The 16,455-nt window shown below is 62.7% G+C and carries 24 protein-coding genes and 1 tRNA gene; 12 read left to right on the forward strand and 13 right to left on the reverse strand.

Going from position 1 to position 16,455, the window contains the following annotated elements; all coding sequences use genetic code 11:
• Positions 1-181 precede the first annotated feature (181 nt).
• Genes EP7_RS21605 through EP7_RS21615 form a run of 3 tightly spaced genes read left to right on the forward strand, consistent with a single transcriptional unit; the run spans position 182 to position 4,616 of the window.
• Positions 182-505: a hypothetical protein gene (locus EP7_RS21605; protein WP_463524217.1), complete on the forward strand. Its 324-nt coding sequence runs from the start codon at positions 182-184 to the stop codon at positions 503-505.
• Positions 502-2,328, forward strand: a complete 1,827-nt coding sequence (locus tag EP7_RS21610) for a hypothetical protein (RefSeq protein WP_463524218.1) — start codon at positions 502-504, stop codon at positions 2,326-2,328. The genes EP7_RS21605 and EP7_RS21610 overlap by 4 nt, the downstream gene beginning before the upstream one ends.
• Complete coding sequence (locus EP7_RS21615) at positions 2,325-4,616, forward strand: hypothetical protein (RefSeq protein ID WP_463524219.1); 2,292 nt, start codon at positions 2,325-2,327, stop codon at positions 4,614-4,616. The genes EP7_RS21610 and EP7_RS21615 overlap by 4 nt, the downstream gene beginning before the upstream one ends.
• On the opposite strand, the gene EP7_RS21620 is transcribed toward EP7_RS21615, so the two are convergent.
• The 13 genes from EP7_RS21620 to EP7_RS21680 form a co-directional block, all read right to left on the reverse strand.
• A complete protein-coding gene (locus EP7_RS21620) occupies positions 4,613-4,885 on the reverse strand; it encodes an NrdR family transcriptional regulator (protein WP_463524220.1) in 273 nt (90 codons plus the stop codon). The genes EP7_RS21615 and EP7_RS21620 overlap by 4 nt on opposite strands.
• The gene (locus EP7_RS21625; RefSeq protein WP_463524221.1) at positions 4,882-5,214 is read right to left on the reverse strand and encodes a hypothetical protein; all 333 of its coding nucleotides are present in this window, start codon (positions 5,212-5,214) and stop codon (positions 4,882-4,884) included. The genes EP7_RS21620 and EP7_RS21625 overlap by 4 nt, the downstream gene beginning before the upstream one ends.
• Positions 5,215-5,239: 25 nt before the next feature.
• Entirely contained in the window at positions 5,240-5,515 is a 276-nt protein-coding gene (locus EP7_RS21630; protein WP_463524222.1) for a hypothetical protein, read from the reverse strand.
• Positions 5,512-5,706 carry a hypothetical protein gene (locus EP7_RS21635; RefSeq protein ID WP_463524223.1) on the reverse strand — a complete coding sequence of 65 codons (195 nt, stop codon included), beginning with the start codon at positions 5,704-5,706 and terminating at the stop codon, positions 5,512-5,514. The genes EP7_RS21630 and EP7_RS21635 overlap by 4 nt, the downstream gene beginning before the upstream one ends.
• 16 nt (positions 5,707-5,722) lie before the next feature.
• A complete protein-coding gene (locus tag EP7_RS21640) occupies positions 5,723-5,938 on the reverse strand; it encodes a hypothetical protein (protein WP_463524224.1) in 216 nt (71 codons plus the stop codon).
• 87 nt (positions 5,939-6,025) lie between these two features.
• The gene (locus tag EP7_RS21645; RefSeq protein ID WP_463524225.1) at positions 6,026-7,477 is read right to left on the reverse strand and encodes a hypothetical protein; all 1,452 of its coding nucleotides are present in this window, start codon (positions 7,475-7,477) and stop codon (positions 6,026-6,028) included.
• Between the two features lie 149 nt (positions 7,478-7,626).
• A complete protein-coding gene (locus EP7_RS21650; protein ID WP_463524226.1) occupies positions 7,627-7,836 on the reverse strand; it encodes a hypothetical protein in 210 nt (69 codons plus the stop codon).
• 378 nt (positions 7,837-8,214) lie between these two features.
• Complete coding sequence (locus EP7_RS21655) at positions 8,215-8,940, reverse strand: hypothetical protein (RefSeq protein ID WP_463524227.1); 726 nt, start codon at positions 8,938-8,940, stop codon at positions 8,215-8,217.
• Entirely contained in the window at positions 8,937-9,266 is a 330-nt protein-coding gene (locus EP7_RS21660; RefSeq protein ID WP_463524228.1) for a hypothetical protein, read from the reverse strand. Before EP7_RS21660 ends, EP7_RS21655 begins: the two co-directional genes overlap by 4 nt.
• 81 nt (positions 9,267-9,347) lie before the next feature.
• Positions 9,348-9,647, reverse strand: coding sequence for a DUF6197 family protein (locus EP7_RS21665; RefSeq protein ID WP_463524229.1), 300 nt, complete (start codon positions 9,645-9,647; stop codon positions 9,348-9,350).
• A complete protein-coding gene (locus EP7_RS21670; protein WP_463524230.1) occupies positions 9,634-9,939 on the reverse strand; it encodes a hypothetical protein in 306 nt (101 codons plus the stop codon). The genes EP7_RS21665 and EP7_RS21670 overlap by 14 nt, the downstream gene beginning before the upstream one ends.
• A 147-nt stretch (positions 9,940-10,086) precedes the next feature.
• Complete coding sequence (locus EP7_RS21675; protein ID WP_463524231.1) at positions 10,087-11,085, reverse strand: ATP-binding protein; 999 nt, start codon at positions 11,083-11,085, stop codon at positions 10,087-10,089.
• Positions 11,082-12,059 carry an SAP domain-containing protein gene (locus EP7_RS21680; protein ID WP_463524232.1) on the reverse strand — a complete coding sequence of 326 codons (978 nt, stop codon included), beginning with the start codon at positions 12,057-12,059 and terminating at the stop codon, positions 11,082-11,084. Before EP7_RS21680 ends, EP7_RS21675 begins: the two co-directional genes overlap by 4 nt.
• A gap of 6 nt (positions 12,060-12,065) precedes the next feature.
• Between EP7_RS21680 and EP7_RS21685 the strand changes: the two genes are divergently transcribed.
• From EP7_RS21685 to EP7_RS21725, 9 genes are all read left to right on the forward strand, one after another.
• Positions 12,066-12,518, forward strand: a complete 453-nt coding sequence (locus tag EP7_RS21685; protein WP_463524233.1) for a hypothetical protein — start codon at positions 12,066-12,068, stop codon at positions 12,516-12,518.
• Between the two features lie 78 nt (positions 12,519-12,596).
• The gene (locus EP7_RS21690) at positions 12,597-13,538 is read left to right on the forward strand and encodes a DUF4373 domain-containing protein (protein WP_463524234.1); all 942 of its coding nucleotides are present in this window, start codon (positions 12,597-12,599) and stop codon (positions 13,536-13,538) included.
• The gene (locus EP7_RS21695; protein ID WP_463524235.1) at positions 13,535-14,071 is read left to right on the forward strand and encodes a hypothetical protein; all 537 of its coding nucleotides are present in this window, start codon (positions 13,535-13,537) and stop codon (positions 14,069-14,071) included. The genes EP7_RS21690 and EP7_RS21695 overlap by 4 nt, the downstream gene beginning before the upstream one ends.
• On the forward strand, positions 14,064-14,624 hold the full coding sequence (locus EP7_RS21700; RefSeq protein ID WP_463524236.1) for a hypothetical protein: 561 nt from the start codon (positions 14,064-14,066) through the stop codon (positions 14,622-14,624). The genes EP7_RS21695 and EP7_RS21700 overlap by 8 nt, the downstream gene beginning before the upstream one ends.
• A 190-nt stretch (positions 14,625-14,814) precedes the next feature.
• A complete protein-coding gene (locus EP7_RS21705; protein ID WP_463524237.1) occupies positions 14,815-15,297 on the forward strand; it encodes a lysozyme family protein in 483 nt (160 codons plus the stop codon).
• Between the two features lie 14 nt (positions 15,298-15,311).
• Positions 15,312-15,899 carry a hypothetical protein gene (locus EP7_RS21710; RefSeq protein ID WP_463524238.1) on the forward strand — a complete coding sequence of 196 codons (588 nt, stop codon included), beginning with the start codon at positions 15,312-15,314 and terminating at the stop codon, positions 15,897-15,899.
• 78 nt (positions 15,900-15,977) lie between these two features.
• Complete coding sequence (locus EP7_RS21715; RefSeq protein WP_463528452.1) at positions 15,978-16,127, forward strand: type II toxin-antitoxin system ParD family antitoxin; 150 nt, start codon at positions 15,978-15,980, stop codon at positions 16,125-16,127.
• A gap of 18 nt (positions 16,128-16,145) precedes the next feature.
• On the forward strand, positions 16,146-16,346 hold the full coding sequence (locus tag EP7_RS21720; protein WP_463524239.1) for a hypothetical protein: 201 nt from the start codon (positions 16,146-16,148) through the stop codon (positions 16,344-16,346).
• A 24-nt stretch (positions 16,347-16,370) separates the two neighbouring features.
• Positions 16,371-16,443, forward strand: a tRNA-Ala gene (locus EP7_RS21725).
• Positions 16,444-16,455 lie beyond the last annotated feature (12 nt).

The raw sequence follows: 16,455 nt of genomic DNA on the forward strand, positions 1-16,455 counted from the left end.
GCTGCCCAATCCGGACGGCAGGATCGACGCCGGAGACCGGGCCCAACTCGCGTTCACCGCGAGGCCCCCGTTCGAGGGGCTGGGGACAGGGGTCGCGACACACGTGACTCGCGGTAGGTTCGGAGGGGGAAGCATCCGGGGCCACCGGGTGGCCGGAACGGCTCGCGGGAGGCTCTAGACCATGGCCCGCCCCACCGTACAGAAGATCCTGCCCGGCCAGACGAAGACGTTCACGATCGGCTACGACGGCTTGCTCCCCGAGGGCGTGGGCTTCGCGACGAGCGGCCACACCGTCTCGGCCGCGAACCACTACAGCGGCGCCGACGCGGAGGAGATCCTCGGGGACACCGAGCCGACCATCGCCGGCACCGACGTGTCGTTCGTGTGCACCGGGGTGGAGATCGGCCAGCGGTTCGACATCACGCTGGGCCTGATCCTGGACGACGGCACGCCGTCCGAGTTCCCCGAGAAATTACTGCTCATTGGCGTGGAGTTCCCCGATTGATCCGCTGGCGAGCCGTCATCTTCCTTCTCAGCTCCCTCGTCTCTTGCGGCGATGAGTCCGACTATCAGGCGTGGCTCGTCGAGAACGCGGCTGCGGCTCCGGAATCCATCTGCCCGGGCGGCTCGAGCCCGCGTGCCGACATCGACTTCTGTCTTGACTTCGAAACCGCCACCGGGTGCACCACGGGACAAGAAGCGGGATGCGCCACGAACAACGGGCTCGGTTCGATCACCACCAACGGATACACTGAAGACCTCAAAATCAGCCCAACCTGTCCCGTCACTCCGCCGACGGGCGCGGGATGTATCTATGGCTCGGGTAAAGCGGGGAGCACCGGCCCCGGCTACACCAACAAGAGCGCGGCCACACCATCGAATTACGCTTCCTTGCGATACATGGTGCGCTTCGGTGACGGCTACCTCCAATCGAACGTAGCAAGCGCCAACCACGGCCCAGGCATCAACTTTAGCGGAACGAGCTGCGCGGGCTTCGTCGGCGTCGACTACGTTGCGGGCAATCCTACGTGGCTCATAGAGGGAACATGTCCGGGGGTCGCTTTTAATTCGGCCATATCGAATAACATCGCCAACTGGGTCCCGAAGAACGGTCACTGGTACTCAGTCGAGATGCGCGTCAGGCAGAACACCGGGCAGATCGGCGGGACCATCCACGATGGCACGGGCGGACTGTTCGAAGTGCTCATCGACGGCGTTCAGACGGCGTACTATACCGACATTAACTTTCAGGGAACCGCGACTAACTCTCTGTTCACGGATATCTACGCAGCGCGCTCTTACTACGGCATGGGTGTTCCGAGCTGGAAGCCAAACATCTATTTCGATTCGTTCGTCTATTCGAAAACCGGAACACTCATCGGTATGCCCTCGCCGATGAATGCGGCGGGGACTGAAGACACAAAATCGTATTACAACGGATGCTCATATTCAGGTTACATCGGCCGCGCTCAGCAGCCCGATTGTCGGCAGACCGGCGCAGCAGGCGACGTAGCGGCGCAGTGTATTCCGCTCATCGACTGGCGCACACGAGGCTCGCTCTCGAGCGCTCAGCAGCACGGCACATACATCAACAACTGCCCTCTTGGCTCTGGACCAACGGCAGACCTCTCCCTGCTCGCCGCGGCCCCAGCTGCAGGCGGTAGCGGTGTCTATAGCCCGCTCTATACGCCAGCCTCGACCTATGACCGGGCAGTGGTTCATGCTTGGCAGTACTGGCCGTCAACGAACGCATACACAACGAACGTGCCCACAAGCGGCTTTGCAGCCTACCACTTAACGACCAATTACGATCGTTATGTCGCGCCCTGCCGCCTCACAAACGGGAATCTTGGTGTCTGTTACCGAAACGACGCGACATACACCCAGACAGACACGGGCGTCGCGCTCACGACGAATGCTTGGCATGAGCTTGAAATGCACATCGCCACTGGCGATAAAATTTCGCTTTACTTCGACGGCACCTGGCTTCTTGACGAAGCGACAACGGCGCAAGCGGGCGTCTATTCTTGGGTGTCCGTCTCTGCCGGCGGCGGCCGCCATGCGATATTCGGAGTCATCAACAACACCGAAGCCAGTACCTTCAATCTCTACGTTGACGACTCAGACCAAGGTAACGCGAGTTTCATTAGTTCAAAAGGCTGGGGCTCATCCGATCCGTTTGCGGGTGGAACGCCGACCCCGACTCCAACACCCACGCCGACACCTACCCCGACGGCCACGCCCACGCCCACACCCACTGCGACGCCCACGGGCACGGGAGGGGCCGGGACATACAAAGCTAGAAACCCACGAGGTCACGGACGATGAAATCGATCAAGCTGCTCTTCGCCATTCTCCTGCTCGCGACCCCCGCGTTCGGCCAGGCCGTCGGGCAGTTCGTAGGGACCCCGCTCGTAACGGGCTCGAGCCCTGCGGTCACCGACCGCGCGATGAGCAGCACCTCGATCTACGACGCGATGGGCTTCCTCGCACCGCAGTCGAAGACGATCACCGAGATCTCGGTCTACGTCAGCGCCGTCTCCGGGAGTGGGTGGGGGACGACAGACGGCCGGCTCGACATCTACACCAGCACGACCGCCGGGGCCCCGAACGCCTCGCTGGCGAACGTCACGTTCGACGCGAGTTCCGTCGGTGTCAAGCGGCTCACCTTCTCGCAGGCCGTCACCGGGGGCACGCAATATTGGTTCGTCGCGAGGAACACCAACGCGTCGGGCAACTACTCGCTCCGCGCAATGCCCGAGGGCTCGATCGGCGTCGACATGGGAGGGTGGGGCACCACCGGGCTCGGCCGGTTCGGGGCTGCCTGGAGGCAATCCGGGGACAGCGGAACCACTTGGACCTCGTTCGAGCGGACCGCTTCCGCGGCGTACCGGATCAAGTTCAGCGACAACACCTACATCGGCTATCCCTACACGAACGCCGACCACTCGACGAACCCGATCGCGTCCGCCGATCGCGTCTATTCCGCGATCGAGGTCGGCAACAAGTTCACCGTCCAGGGGACCGGGAACATCCAGTTCGACTGCCTGGCCTTCAACGTGGGGACCGCCGCCGGGACCCCGACCGGGAGCATCCGCTATCGGCTCTACGACAGCAGTTCGACCACGCCGATCGCCACGACCCAGTCGACCACGGCTCCGCTCGTCGCACGCGGTTACATCCCGCTTTGCTTCACGACCACGCAGACCCTGACGGCGGGATCGACCTACCGGATATCGGTCGGCGAGACCACGCAATCCGACACCTCGTCGAACGCCTATGGCCCGTGGAGGTTCGACTGGGATTCGGACTCGAACTCCCTGCCTCTGAAGCCGTTCGGGGGGACCATCCAGAAGACCGTGCTGAGCGGCACCTGGACCGATACCGCCGCGTCGTTCTATTCGATGATGATCCTCCCGAAGCCCGGCTATGAATCGGTCTGCGTGGCCACGGGGTCCGATTGCAACGTGGTGAGCTGGAACGGGAACGCCGTCGCCAACCTGTACGACGGGGCATTGGTCAGCGAGTCGACGACGACCCTCGGCCTCTCCACCGCACGGGTCTCGGCGGACGACCAGTTCAACGACGGCTTCGCGATCGTCGTCTACGACCCCAACGGGCTCGTCCAGGCCCGGAGCTGTATCGTGGACTCCACGAACACCGGGGAGACGATCGTCACCCTCAAGGACATCTCGGCTCTAGTGGCGCCCGGCGACAAGTACATCATCCAGCCAGACGCGGGGTGCGCGGCGAACGTGCAGTACGCGAACGGCGGGGACCTCAGCGGCAACAACGCCACGGTGTATTTTAAGCAGCTCAACGTGGTGAACTCGACGGGCTCGGCGATCGTGGCGAACTCCACCGGGTCGAACGGCAGCGGGATCTCGGCCCTCGGTCAAGGCAGCGGGAGCGGCATCCTGACGACGGGCGGCTCCACGGGTCGGGGGCTTTTCGCTCTCGGTGGGGCGAGCTCGGGCGCCGGGTTACGGGCCGAGGCGCAAGCGTCGGGCTCTCCGGGCTTCTACGGCATCGGCGTGGGCTCATCGCCCGGAATGGACCTGATTGGCGGCACGACCGGGAGCGGCCTCGTGGCGACCGGCCAAGGTACCGGGAACGGCATCAGGGCGGTTGCAGGGACGACAGGCGCGGGGATGAACCTCGTGGGCGGCACGACCTCGGGCTCTGCCCTCCTCGGGACGAACACGAGCGGCAACGCGGCGAGCTTCGCCTCTAGCGGGGGCAACGGCCACGGCTTGGCCCTCGCAGGTCAGGGGACCGGGGCCGGCGTCCAGTCGACGGGCGGGGCGACCGGCAACGGAATCAAGGCGACCGGGGGCTCGACCTCGGGCGATGCGATCCTGACGGCGGTGACTTCGGGGACTGGGTTGAACGCGACACTCTCGGCATTGGCCGCGACCTACGCGGAGCCGACCGCGTGCCTTGCGTGGCCCGCGACGCTCCCCGACATGCTGAGATTCGTGACCACGTTGGCGCGAAACAAGATAACGCAGACCGCCACGACGTTCACGCTCAAGAACGACGCGGACTCGGCGGCGATTTGCACGAGCAGCACTTCAGACTCGGGGACGACTTTCACCCGCGACGAGCTGCACTAACCGTTCTTCAGCCTCGACGGTGCCACCGGCATCGTCGGGGCCTTCTGGAGCCTCTCGATCGTCTCGGAGATTTCCCGCTGGGTCGCTTGCAGCCGGCGGATCAGCATCAGCCTGCTCGAGTTGACGGAGCGTCTGGCATGGACCAGGATCTCGGTCGTCGACCAGCGAGCCGAGCACTTCTGGCACTCCCGCGTCCTCTGGATCGTCCTGAGCTTCTTTCGGCTGTCGGTGACGAAGTTCTTCGGGTGCTGGCACTTTGGGCATCTCAATGCAGACTGCCCTTGACCAGGGCGCAGGCGTGCTTATGGCCCTTCTCCGCGTCCTTCCACGTCGAGTAGTTCTCCACCATGCCGTTCATTCGGCCTCCGATCACGATGGTCTCGAACACCAGCGGGCGATTTGATTGATTGGGCGCGACGTCGAAGCCCACGAAGTAGGTCTCGACGATCGTGTAGTCGAGGAACTTATGGCAGGCAACGAGGCGTTGCTCGCGCGGCCCGCTCATCCACCGCTGCCATTCTTCGGAGTCGACGCACGGCAGCGGCTTGCGTTCGACGAGGATGTAGTGGTCGGTCAGCGGACGTCGTTTGATCTTCACGAGCTCAGCTTCGCCCATCTCGAACCTACTGGGCAATATGGGGAAGCATCTCGGCCCGGAGCTTGGCGAGCTCTTCGCGGACGTGCTCGCGGAGCACGCGGTCGAGTTCGGCGATCGCGTGGTCGGTGAGCGTCTTCGAGTGCGCGGCGACGCCGATCGCGACGCCCGACATGTACTGGGCCTGCTCGGGAGTCACGGCCGAGCAGGCGATCTGCTTTTCGAGGTCGTTGGCGACGGCACCGAACGTCGTGAGTTGATCGGGGTTCGTGCGAAGAGTTTGGATCAGCAGTCTCAGGCTCATTTGACTCGCTTCAGGATTCTGGGGCTCTTCACCGAGAACATTTTCAGACACGCGGGGCATTCCATCCAGGAAGTCTCCCAGGCGCGCGTCGCCAGGATGTCGTCGCCGCAGTTCGGGCAATACTCAAAAGTCGTGACCCTCGCCCAGGTGTTCCCCGCCTCGTAGAGCGGCTTGCCCCGTGCGTCCAGCATCGTGCCCTCCGCAGGTTTACGCTTCTCCATCAGCCTCGTCGAGCGTATCGGAAGCGTAGGCTCCGAGCATTGCGTCAAGATCCCGGAGAAGGTCGGACCTGTTCTCGCCCTTGGGGGACGCCGCCGCCGGCGCGATCTTGACCACCTGGCCCCGATCGTCGCAGAAGACCTCCCGAAACTCGAAGGTCCCCTCCCGGCACCTCACCACCCGGTAGCCCCATTTCGGAATCATGCTCGCCCTCCCATGGTCTGGGGTTTGGGATGCCCCAAGTTTCGCATGGGGTTCGTTTTACGCCAACCCGGCGAACGTTCGCCCGTTCTAGTCGAACAGGCTCGTCTGCCAGATCGTCTGGACCCGAAGCTCGCTGGCCTCGGTGACCACGCCCTCGGGGAGCGGATTGATCATCGTGACGAACTCCCCTCGGACGTTGGTGTCGAGCATGATGTGGGCCCCTGACGACGGCTTGCCGTCCACGGTGGCGAGCGACCGGGAGTAGAGGCCCGCGGTCCCCGCCGAATTGCCCGCCCAGTAGCCATAAGCCCCGCTCAGCAGGTAGGAGACGCCGGGCGGCAGGTTGGTCCGGTCGTTCGCGCTCGAGACCGCGTAGACCCGCCTGTCGCCCGGCGGGAACGTCTCCCAGCTCAGGAACGCGGCCGGGAGGTTCGCCCGGTCGAACTTGTGGGGCTCGTTGACCCCGGGAGCACACCGGACCCGGATATCCGAGACGATCCCGTTGAACGTCGCCGCCCACCGGCTGACCACCTCGACGCCGACGTGGTAGGGCGCGCGGTCGTTGAAGGAGATCGCGCCGGTCGGCGTCTGGGCGAAGACGCCCAGGTGCGGGCCGGAGAGCTTGGCGGGGTCGAACACCCTCGCGACCTCGACCCCGTCGATCATCACCCAGAACAGGCCGGGGATGCCGTTGTGCGTCTGGATCTCCATCGGCAGCCCGCCGGCGGAGTTGAGCCTCGCCGTGTTGACGATCGAGAACTGGCCCTTGCCGAGCGAGACCTGCGGCCCGTTGCCGTCGCTCCTGAGGGCTTCCCACCCCCCGGCACGATTGAAATTGAAATGGATCCCCGGCGCCCGATAGGCGTCGTCCTTCGTCCTCGCATCCCGAGGCACGGACTTGCGGAACACGACCCCCGCGAAGGCGTTCGCATGGGCGGTGAAGAACGACGGGCGGATCTTGAGAGCGAAGCGGCCGCCCTGGATCTCGGCGAGCCGCTCCCCAAAGGGTTGGCCGAGCGTGCGTTCGTCACCCACGAAGAACAGGCCGGACTCGCAGCCGGGCCTCCCCTCGAAGATGATCGGCCGGGAGGAGCTGTTGACGTCGTTCGTGTATCTGCCGGGGTCGTACGAGGTGAACCAGCCGGTCCGAGAGCCGTCTGCGTTGGGCGCCGGGGCGTCGTCGACCGAGTCCTCCGAGGACCAGTAGAACGGGGCGAACTGGGTGATTTCATAGACGTAGTTTAAGGTGTCGAACAGAGTCTCCCGGCCCGTGTAGTTGTAACGCTGGGTCTCGGGCATGCCGAAGCAGGCGATCGGATTGCCCATCGAGGCGTTCGAGCCGCCTACGGTCGGATCGTTGCCGCCGACCCGGAACGCGGTCTGGAATGCGGCGCCCGCGTGCTCGCGAAGGAGGGGCGGACACCCGTCCCGGTACGCCTGGAGGATCGCCCCGCCGGCCTTGGGGAAGAATCGCAGGGCGGTCGCCCCGTGCTGCAGGACGACGTTGCCGCCGAGCTCCCGGTAGAGTTTGGACGTCACCGGCTTCGAACTGGGTTCAGATTCATACCCCTCCGTCGTTGTTGGGCTCAGCTTTCCACAGGGCGAGGGGCTTTCGCAAGGGCCTCGAGCTCACCTTCTCACCCTCCAAGCCGCGAACACGGCCGCGGCGACGGCGATTACCAGCATGGTCATTCGTCGGCACTCCCGTTGATGCAGAGCTCCCAACCGCGAGCCCCCAGCCTGGGGACGCAGCGCTCCGGCCCTTCCGATCCTTCTGCCTTGGCCAGCGAAGACACGAGAGACTCGCCAGCCCTTGCCGCCCACAGGACGTCGCCCCAGAACAGCGGGTGGCGGAGCAACACATAGAGGCAGGTGAAGACGACCAAAGCTCGTGTCATCGCTTCCCCCCGCATCGGATAGACACTGACCCATCAGCAGACTGAACCACTACGTTCTCACCATCGCCGCAATAAATGTTCGGACTGTTCGGGCCGTGGGTCGTTTGAGTGATGCGTCCCCGTTCCATCCCGTAATCGCCGAACCGCAACGGCTCAGCCTCTCGTTCTCGCTCGCAGGAGGTGAGGAGCATGGCTAGGAGGATTAGGGCTCTCATGGCTTGCTCCAGTTACAGCTCACACCGCTGCTTCCACTCGCGCGGTTACTGCAGACCACGCAATCAACTCCCTCGATGCTTCGGCGGTCGCAGGAAGTAACGGCTGTACCAAGCACCTGGCACCCAGCGAGACTCAGCAGGAGCAACAGGGCGGCTAGGCGGGTCATGCGTCACCCGGAACGATGCGGATACGTTCTTGTAGAATGCTCTCGCCGTTGGGGTTGGTAACCTCGATGGACGCACCTCTCAGCGCCGCCGCGATCTCTTGACGAACCATGTCAACCGCGGCTCGATTGTCTATCTCCGATGTTTCTATCGCCGCCGCGATCCGCTCGTCCGCAATTTTGCGCACCTCCGCCAACAGAATCCGGTCATGCAGCGGCCCGCTTTTGTTGCTCGGCTGAACGCTCCAGTAACGCGCCATTGCTTCTGGCAGCTCGGGCATCTCTCCCGCGCTACTCTCCGCGGGTGCGGGGTGAGTCCGGCCAGAGCGGGTAATCGTATACGGCTCGAAGTCCGCAGGTAGACACTCCATTGTCATGAAATTGCTTTGCCAGCAGCCGCCGTCCGCGGTCGACCAGAACTCAAAGCCGTCACTGTATCGCCATCGCAGACCGTTACGGTTCATCGCCTCCAAGGTGCCAGGGTGTTGCCGCAGTGCCTCCTCCGCTTGGGCAGTGGACAGCACAGAGATTTTCATGTCGACGTTCGCCGTTTTCTTCGACATATCCTCGGGACGTGTCGATTCGGTGGACACTTCACGCTTGGCGATCATCTCGTCGATGCGATGAAGTGTACTGAGCAAGGTCAGATGTCGAATCTCATGCGGGTATGTCTCCCGCCGCTTCTGTTCTACCCACGCGCGCAACTCTGCTAGCTCGTCTTTCACTTGCCACCCTCCCGCACCAGCTTGGACACCTCGCGCCAAAGGGCGGTGAGGATATGCGCGTGTGGGCCGTCGGGGTTGAATACCTCCCTGCTCATCGCCTCCTTTACGCTCTCGGGTAGCTCCTCGTTGCCGGGCTCGTCTTCAGCAGAGAACGGAGCAGCAGTGCAAACGAAGAATTGACCTCCGGAGAGGACTCCAGACGCAACTAGAATCTGTCCTTGCGGGTTGATCCACCCTTGGAGCCCGTTACGGTCGCGGACCCTCCTCCCTCGGTGCTTGTTGCAGAAGTCGATCGCCTCGGCGCTCGTTTTCAAAATTCTCGGCATGGTTCCTCATTTTGTTCTGCAAACTCTTCAACCGCCGCATCGTCTCCGAATGTCCCCAGGGGGAGATGCGTCGCCAGGTCGTCATGGTTCAACCGACTCAATCGCCCGGTCGAAGGCGGCAAGCACCTCCTCCTTGGTCCGTTCGGGCTCGTCATTCCACTTGCTGATCGCCAACCGTCCGATCGACTTGCGATAACGGTCCGTGGTTCTGATGAATGAGGCGCCGGGGATGGCCCCCATCGCCCCATAAGGGCACCAGGCAACGGCATCGACGTCAGTCGTCCCCGTGGGTTCCCCGGCGGCGTTCCGAGCCGAAGTTCCCTTGCACCAGCCTTTCTCGACCAGCTTCCTGGCTTCATTGAGCGCGTTAGTCTCGTCCATGACCCTCCACGTTTTTCGCCTCGCACAGCATCGTCGCGATTTCGTGCCAGGCTTGGGCACGCTCGTGTCGCCGCCACCAGTCCACGCCGTCCGGCTCGCACCGGTTCCTCGCCTTCATCTCGAGCTCGAAATTCTTCCTCGACGTCCGCTCCAGCTCGACAATCTTCGGAGCCTGCCGCCTGAGCGCGTTCCTCTGCTCGTGCGTCGCCTGCAGTGCCACTGCCCGCCTCTCTGCCCGCTTCACCTTCTCATCGCCGGTCCAGACGGTCGTGCCTTTCTTCTCGTACCTCATTCCCTTCCCTCATCCGTTGGTATTCCCTGTCCACGCTTCGCCGGTACGCCTCCACGTCGTCGGGCGACAGCCGCTCCCAGCCGGGAACGGCCCCTCGCTGGCGGGCCTCGATTCTGGCCGTCGCCCGGCGGCGGAAGTCCTCGGCGCTCACAGAGGAGCGTCGGCTAGCTCAAAGGTCTCCTCAGCTTCCTCCGGCTCCTCCTGACGGCTCTTCGCCTGTCGGGCGAGCTCCTTGTTCGCTTCGTGCTGCCCTGCCAGCTCGGTCTTCTGCGGCTTGCTCAGCGTCTGCCAGTAAGCGGAATACGCAGCGGTTCCCTGCTCGGCGACCGCCCGAGCCTGCGCGACCAGGGCCGCGCCGAGGAGCGTGCCCTTGGCCCACTGGGCGAGCCTCTCGCCGATCTGTTCGCTCAACTGTGCACCGTCAGGGATGAGCGGCCGGTGGATCTCGCTCCGCTTGGGCACCCCATTCCGGAACCCTTCCTCCGACCAGTCGGGGACGCCGTTCGCCCCGGGCTGGAGGAGGCAGCGGACCGTCATCTCGAACGCAAACTCCTCACCCGCAATCGCTTGCCACCCGAGCTGGATCGGCTCCTGGCCGCGGACGATCTTCAGCTTCTCCTTGGCCCGGAAGTCGAAGACGAACGCGCAGTTCATCTGCAGGATCGAGTTGATGAGGCGGCGGCGGTCCTGGGCTGGCTTGATCCAGGCCGTGAAGGTCATCCGTTCCCGCTTCTTCCAGTCGGTCCCGGCAAGGCGGTCGAGCTCCGTCTCGTGGTATTCCAGGTAGCCGCCCTCGCCCTCGTGCTCGTGGGACATCGAGTCGACGATAACCACCCCGCCCTCGGCCTTCTCCGCTGCCGCTTTGAGCGCGGCGAGGTAGCGGAGGGAGGAGAAAGGCGGCTTGAATTCGAGGTAGGTCAGGTCGAATTCGTCCGCGTAGTGGAGCATCCGCCGGGCCTCGGTATCGATCCCGACCAACTTCCCGCCGCGTACCTTCTGGATCCCCGTGGCGAGCCGGAGCGCGCTCTTCGTCTTCCCCGCGCCCGACGGCCCGACCAGGCCGATGAGCAGCGGTGTTGCCTCCCGCCGAGCACGCTCGACGAACTCGAATTCTGCTGTGGTCTTCTCTGTCGTTGTGTTTGTCATTGATCCCAAGCTCCTCCGTTGTAAATCAATTGGGGCATGTCGGTGTCCAGAAGGACGTGCGGCTCGTGCGACTCGCGCCACGGCTCGTTCCCGAACTGCTCGACGTATTCCGCGTAGCGACGGATCAGCGCGGAGATGCGAAGCTCCCCGTCGGTCCAGTAGGCGTTCGGCTCCGCGTTCGGGTATTCCTCGCGTTGCAGCACGATCGGCCGCATGTCGAAAGGCTCGTCGGACTCGATAAACAGGAACTCGAAGTAGTGGTCCGCCTTCGTGACGAAACCGCTCCACCACTCGTTCGTGTAATCGCCGTGGACCTGGATCTTGCTCGCGCCGAGCTTCAGCCGGGCGATCTCCCGGACGTAGTGGTAGAACACCGCCTGGGCGTAGTATCCCTCGTAGAACATGGCGTCGAAGATCGCCCGCTCGGTCGACTTGCCGCGGGTGTTCGAGAACGTCTTCAAGTCCACGGTGTGCGTGTGCCGCACGTAGTCCATCCGGGCCTTCAGCATGACCCCGGTCGATGGGTCGCGGACGAAGAACGAGACTTCGGCGAGGCCGGAGTTAAGAGACTTGCGAGCGTGGGCACTGCCCTGGACCACTTCCGCAATCCGGTCGAGGTGACGCATCTCTTGAGCAGTGACCAAAACCTTCCCAGCGGTCTCCCCGGCGTGCGCCTCGACGAGCTCATCCCAGATCAAGGCGTCGATGCCAGAAGCCCGGATACGGTCGATGCGCTCCTGCTTCCGCTTACCCGTGGTCGGAAGGCCGTTCTCGACGAGACAGGCCTTCAGGTCATCGTCGGTAACGAGGACGCCAGGGTAATCGTCCTTCGAGAGTTTCGCCGCGTAGGCACCAGAGAAGCGCTCAGCTTCTAGCAGGCGGCAATGCACCGCATGCCCCCACTTCAGGGCGTCGGTCTCTCGACGCTCGCACGCAGGGTTCAGGTTCTGGTGCCAGTAGTTCAACGGGGACACCGCGAGGTGCTTCATCCCGCTATTCGAGAGCCCGTCGGCCGCGTGGTAAGTATCCTCAGGCAGGCCGATGTAGATCCCCTCTTCGATGACAGGGCGTCGATCGGTAGCTTCAGCCTCTTCTTGAGCTGTAAAGTGTTCTCTTTCATCTGGTTGCATAAATCTCCGTCGTTGACTCTACCCATCAAGGTATGTCACAGTTCAACCGAAGATGTCAACCAATGGGTTATGAAAAATATGACGGTAGAGAGAATAATCGAGATGTGCGGAGGCGAGAGCGAAATCGCTTACCGCATGCGTCTGGCGAACAAAGACGTGGTGAGGAGGTGGAAAAGGAGGGGCATCCCGCTAGCGAACTGGGAGACCTTGGTGGAAATGGCGTCAGGCAACGGACACGAATTGAGCGCCGATATGCTTTTCGAGGCCGTGAGGGGGCTGACGAAAAAACGCGGCCCCAAATAGGTTTAGTCGATCCGTGACACGTTCCCCGTCTGTTCGAGGGGTCTGAAGCAGCAGCCATCCACCGAAGGAATTACGCCAATGGCGCGACCCCGTAAGACCGGGCTTGATTACTTTCCGCTCGACTGCGTCCTCGACGAGAAGGTCAGGATGCTCGAGTGCGAATTCGGGAACGACGGCTTCGCGGTGTGGATCAAGATCCTCCAAGCCGCCTACCAGACGGAGCACGGAGAGGTGGATTTTTCGGGGGTTATTCGGCGAAAAACCTTCGCAAAACTCGCGAATATCTCCGAGGAACGCTTCACCCAAATCATAGAACTGTCTGTTGAGATTAACCTTTTTGATAAGTCCCTATGGAAAGATAGGGAAATCCTCACGTCACCAGGGATCAAGTCGAGAATCGACAGCGTGAGCGCCGACCGGAAGCGCGCCCGAGAGCGGATGGAATCCTCCCCCTGTACCCCCACCTCAAAGAAAAGAAGAGTAAGAGTAAAAGTAAAAGAAAACCCCCCGTTATTCGGCGAAAAACCCCCGAATAACTCTGAGGGCGAGAACCCCTTTGTTTTGGAACCCTTGGAGCATCAAACGAAGGGTCGGAAGACACAAATCACGCGCAAGGCGAGTACAGCGCGTACACCGTCGGACACCATTCGCGCACTCGCCGAGGATCATCCGCTTCCCTCATCCCTGGACACTCCGCTCTGTCGGCAGGTGCTCGAAGAGTGGGTTGAATACAAAGTCCAGATGAAGTCCCCATACGCCCCAATCGGGTTACGGAATCTCATCTCTCATTGGGAGCCCATGGGAGCCGACCGCTTCATCGCCGCCGCACGAAACTCGATGTCCAACAACTGGCAAGGGCTGGTCGAACCGCGGAGCAAGGGCCCAAGTCCAGGTGGCTTCGGCAACGGCAGCGTGCACCCCGGAATCGACAACTCCGTAGAAGCCATCAGAGCTCGCTGCGGGAGATCACCCAAGGACGACCCAAACGTAATCGACGTAACCCCAAGGAGGCCGCAATGATTGAAGACCAATGGCTGGAGATGCTCGCCAGGATTTTCGAGTTCTACCGAGTTCAGGTCACGCACACTCTTGTCGAAGAGTTCATGACCGAATTCGAGAACATCCCGGCGAGCATCGTCTACGAAGGATTCCGAAACTGGCGAGCTGCCGACACCAAAGGCTTCCCGCCGCATGTCGGGATGATCTCCCGCGAGGTGAATAAGATTCTGTTTCCGGCCCTCTCTCGCCCCTTCTCCGAAGCCAGCCGCACGAACCCGTTGCGTATTAAGGCGGAGAGACGTGCGGGAATTCGCCCCGTTGCCTACAACCCCTGGGGTGACGGCGGACCGACGACGTACGAGTCGAAACGAATGGGTGAGGCTGCCGCGGAAATCTACGAGCAACTCCAAGAAGAGTCCTTGGGCAAGACGACCCAGACGCTCCTGCGAGAGGTGCTGGCGTCGGGCGAGAGGATCGCGCTGAAAAACCACCTGGCGTCGCTGGGAGTCACGATAAAACCACACCTAAAACTTGTAGGAAGCCGACATGAGTGAAAATCGAATCCAAAGTGTCTTTCGCGACGTGATGACCCACCGCAACGCGAAAGGAGAGGCGGTATTTGCTACCAAGGAGTATCTCGAGCTCAGCCAAGAGGCGTCGCGCGACTACGAACAGAAGATGCAGGCCCAGGGTTTTCGCAAAGTGCCGGTCGCTGTGTCGAGTACCAGGCAGGGCTACGTTTGGGAGAGGACCCGGCAGCAATCCGACGAGGAGCATCGGAACGCGAAGGCGGGATGCGCACCGACCGAGAAGCCAAGGCGTACCGACCTGCCGCCAGCGGCCGAGAGAGCGAAGTCCGTCGCGTCCGGGCTCGATGATGGTCATGACTGGGCGACTGCCCATTCGGTTCTCGACGATTTGGGGCGGCTGCCCAAAACTGAGAAGACGCCTCCCGCAAACAGGTACGCGGCACCCACACCCCACGTCGGCGAACGCTTTGTCGCCCAGGTTCGCGACACGGACCTCGACTCACCTCCGCCTATCCCCGTGGAAGTTCTTCGCGCACAGGAGCGGGACGCGGATTTGCTCGCCGCGCGGAGAGCATAGAGCGGGAAACTGGTAGGGCGGTCGGGACGCAAATTCTGGTCGCCGAATCACTTGCGCCGGACCGCCCGTCGGTGCTAACCTGAACCCGCATATTCCTTTGTCGTCGTTCTTGCCGCCCGGTACTCCACGTCGCCGGGCGGCGTTTTTTCCCCGTCTTACGCCCGTCTGGGTCTCGCGCTACACTCGGCGCATGCACCTCGACCCCGAATTACTCAAGCAAGTCACCGCGGAGCTCAGAGCCGACGAGGGCGTCCGCAACGGCGTCTACGACGACTCCACGGGCAAGTCCCCAGTCCTGGCCCGGTGGGACGGAGATCGACTCGTGCCGAGCCGGGGACGCCTCACGATCGGCGTGGGACGGAACCTCTCGGACAGGCCCATCTCGGATGCGGTGATCCAACTTTTGTTTAACGAGGACATCGCGATGGTGGCTGAAGCGGCTCGACGGCTCTTCCCCGCCTTCGACGAGTGGGCCCAAAACCGCAAGGCGGCCGTGCTCAACCTGCTCTGGAACCTCGGAGAGGGCGGACTCATGGGCTTCGTGAACACGACCAAGGCGATCCGCGAGGACAGGTGGGGCGAGGCGGCCAACGGGCTGATCCGCTCGCTCTGGTTCAAGCAGATCCAGGTCAGCCGGCGAGACCGGGTCGTCAAGCAAGTCCGCAACGGTTGACCGGAATTGACGTAATGCCCAGTAAAAGCACCAAGAAAGGCGACCGGAAGTCAGCGAAGCGCGGCGAGGAGAGGGCGAAGAAGGCCGCTGTCGACGACATCCCGGCGATCATCGTTGAGCTCCCCGACGAGGCCATGCAGCAGGCCGCGCTCGCCCTCGCGGCTTGCGGGTATCGCCGCGGTTCAAACCGCAGGAACGGGGCGGTGAACTACGCGGCCCGCCAGGCGAACGTCAGCCGGGAGACCATCTACAACTGGCTCGAGAAATACCCCGAGTTCGAGACGGCCATCCACGAGGTCAACTCGATCTTCGTCGCCGAGTGCATCGCCGGCCTGCGGCTGTGCGTGATGCGCGGCGACGCGAAGGGCATCACCGAGTTCCTCTCTCGGCTCGACCCCGAGATGGACCCCGCGTGGCTCCGAGAGCGGGAACGCCGCGAGCACGAGAAGGAGATGCTCCGGCTCAGGTTCGAGCTCGAGGCGAAGGCCAAGCTCGGGGCTGGCGACGGCGAAGTGAAGCCAGAGCCCGACTTCACGTTCCGCGAGACCGCGCCCGGCGAACGCCTGGTCGATGACGACGACGATCCCGACGACGACGAGTGACCCATTAACAAGCTTTGACAACACTTCCCATCTCGTGCCAGTGTCGGCTGCATGGAAGAGCCCGACAAAACCGTCACCATGACCATCTCGTTACCGCAGGCACTCAAGCAGTTCGTTGAGGGCCAGGTGAGCGACGGGATTTACTCGACGTCGAGCGAAGTCGTCAGAGACGCGCTTCGGCTTCTTCGCGATCGGTCGTCGGCGGTAACGCCGGGAATGAGCGGGTAAACACTCAAGGGTAATCCAATGTTTTACGACGAAACTGATGAATCAAAGCACGAAGCGGAAACAGTGCGGCAGGCGACATCGAACATGATTCGAATCGCGCGCGGTCTGCGCGGGTGCCGTAGCGAACGGGCCATTGCGATCTCCAAAGCACTGGATCCGTTTGTCGTCCAGCTCCGGGAACTATCAGACGAGTTGAACCCGGTCGACGACAGGGCGTAATGCCGAGGAGCAGCGGGTAAACAAGGGCTGGTAGTTTAATTGGAAAAACACTCGGCTTGCAACCGAGAGACCGGGGTTCGACCCCCCGCCTGGTCCACACTTTAAAAAG

The organism is Isosphaeraceae bacterium EP7, from assembly GCA_038400315.1.
Taxonomy (GTDB): domain Bacteria; phylum Planctomycetota; class Planctomycetia; order Isosphaerales; family Isosphaeraceae; genus EP7.

Bases quoted from the DNA above. Each gene is read 5' to 3' on its own strand.
- EP7_RS21605 (WP_463524217.1), top strand. From the start codon at position 182: ATGGCCCGCCCCACCGTACAGAAGATCCTGCCCGGCCAGACGAAGACG.
- EP7_RS21675 (WP_463524231.1), bottom strand. From the start codon at position 11,085: ATGACAAACACAACGACAGAGAAGACCACAGCAGAATTCGAGTTCGTC.
- EP7_RS21670 (WP_463524230.1), bottom strand. From the start codon at position 9,939: ATGAGGTACGAGAAGAAAGGCACGACCGTCTGGACCGGCGATGAGAAG.
- EP7_RS21720 (WP_463524239.1), top strand. From the start codon at position 16,146: ATGTTTTACGACGAAACTGATGAATCAAAGCACGAAGCGGAAACAGTG.
- EP7_RS21640 (WP_463524224.1), bottom strand. From the start codon at position 5,938: ATGATTCCGAAATGGGGCTACCGGGTGGTGAGGTGCCGGGAGGGGACC.
- EP7_RS21710 (WP_463524238.1), top strand. From the start codon at position 15,312: ATGCCCAGTAAAAGCACCAAGAAAGGCGACCGGAAGTCAGCGAAGCGC.
- EP7_RS21635 (WP_463524223.1), bottom strand. From the start codon at position 5,706: ATGCTGGACGCACGGGGCAAGCCGCTCTACGAGGCGGGGAACACCTGG.
- EP7_RS21700 (WP_463524236.1), top strand. From the start codon at position 14,064: ATGAGTGAAAATCGAATCCAAAGTGTCTTTCGCGACGTGATGACCCAC.
- EP7_RS21650 (WP_463524226.1), bottom strand. From the start codon at position 7,836: ATGACACGAGCTTTGGTCGTCTTCACCTGCCTCTATGTGTTGCTCCGC.
- EP7_RS21695 (WP_463524235.1), top strand. From the start codon at position 13,535: ATGATTGAAGACCAATGGCTGGAGATGCTCGCCAGGATTTTCGAGTTC.
- EP7_RS21615 (WP_463524219.1), top strand. From the start codon at position 2,325: ATGAAATCGATCAAGCTGCTCTTCGCCATTCTCCTGCTCGCGACCCCC.
- EP7_RS21660 (WP_463524228.1), bottom strand. From the start codon at position 9,266: ATGCCGAGAATTTTGAAAACGAGCGCCGAGGCGATCGACTTCTGCAAC.
- EP7_RS21690 (WP_463524234.1), top strand. From the start codon at position 12,597: ATGGCGCGACCCCGTAAGACCGGGCTTGATTACTTTCCGCTCGACTGC.
- EP7_RS21705 (WP_463524237.1), top strand. From the start codon at position 14,815: ATGCACCTCGACCCCGAATTACTCAAGCAAGTCACCGCGGAGCTCAGA.
- EP7_RS21715 (WP_463528452.1), top strand. From the start codon at position 15,978: ATGACCATCTCGTTACCGCAGGCACTCAAGCAGTTCGTTGAGGGCCAG.
- EP7_RS21630 (WP_463524222.1), bottom strand. From the start codon at position 5,515: ATGAGCCTGAGACTGCTGATCCAAACTCTTCGCACGAACCCCGATCAA.
- EP7_RS21665 (WP_463524229.1), bottom strand. From the start codon at position 9,647: ATGGACGAGACTAACGCGCTCAATGAAGCCAGGAAGCTGGTCGAGAAA.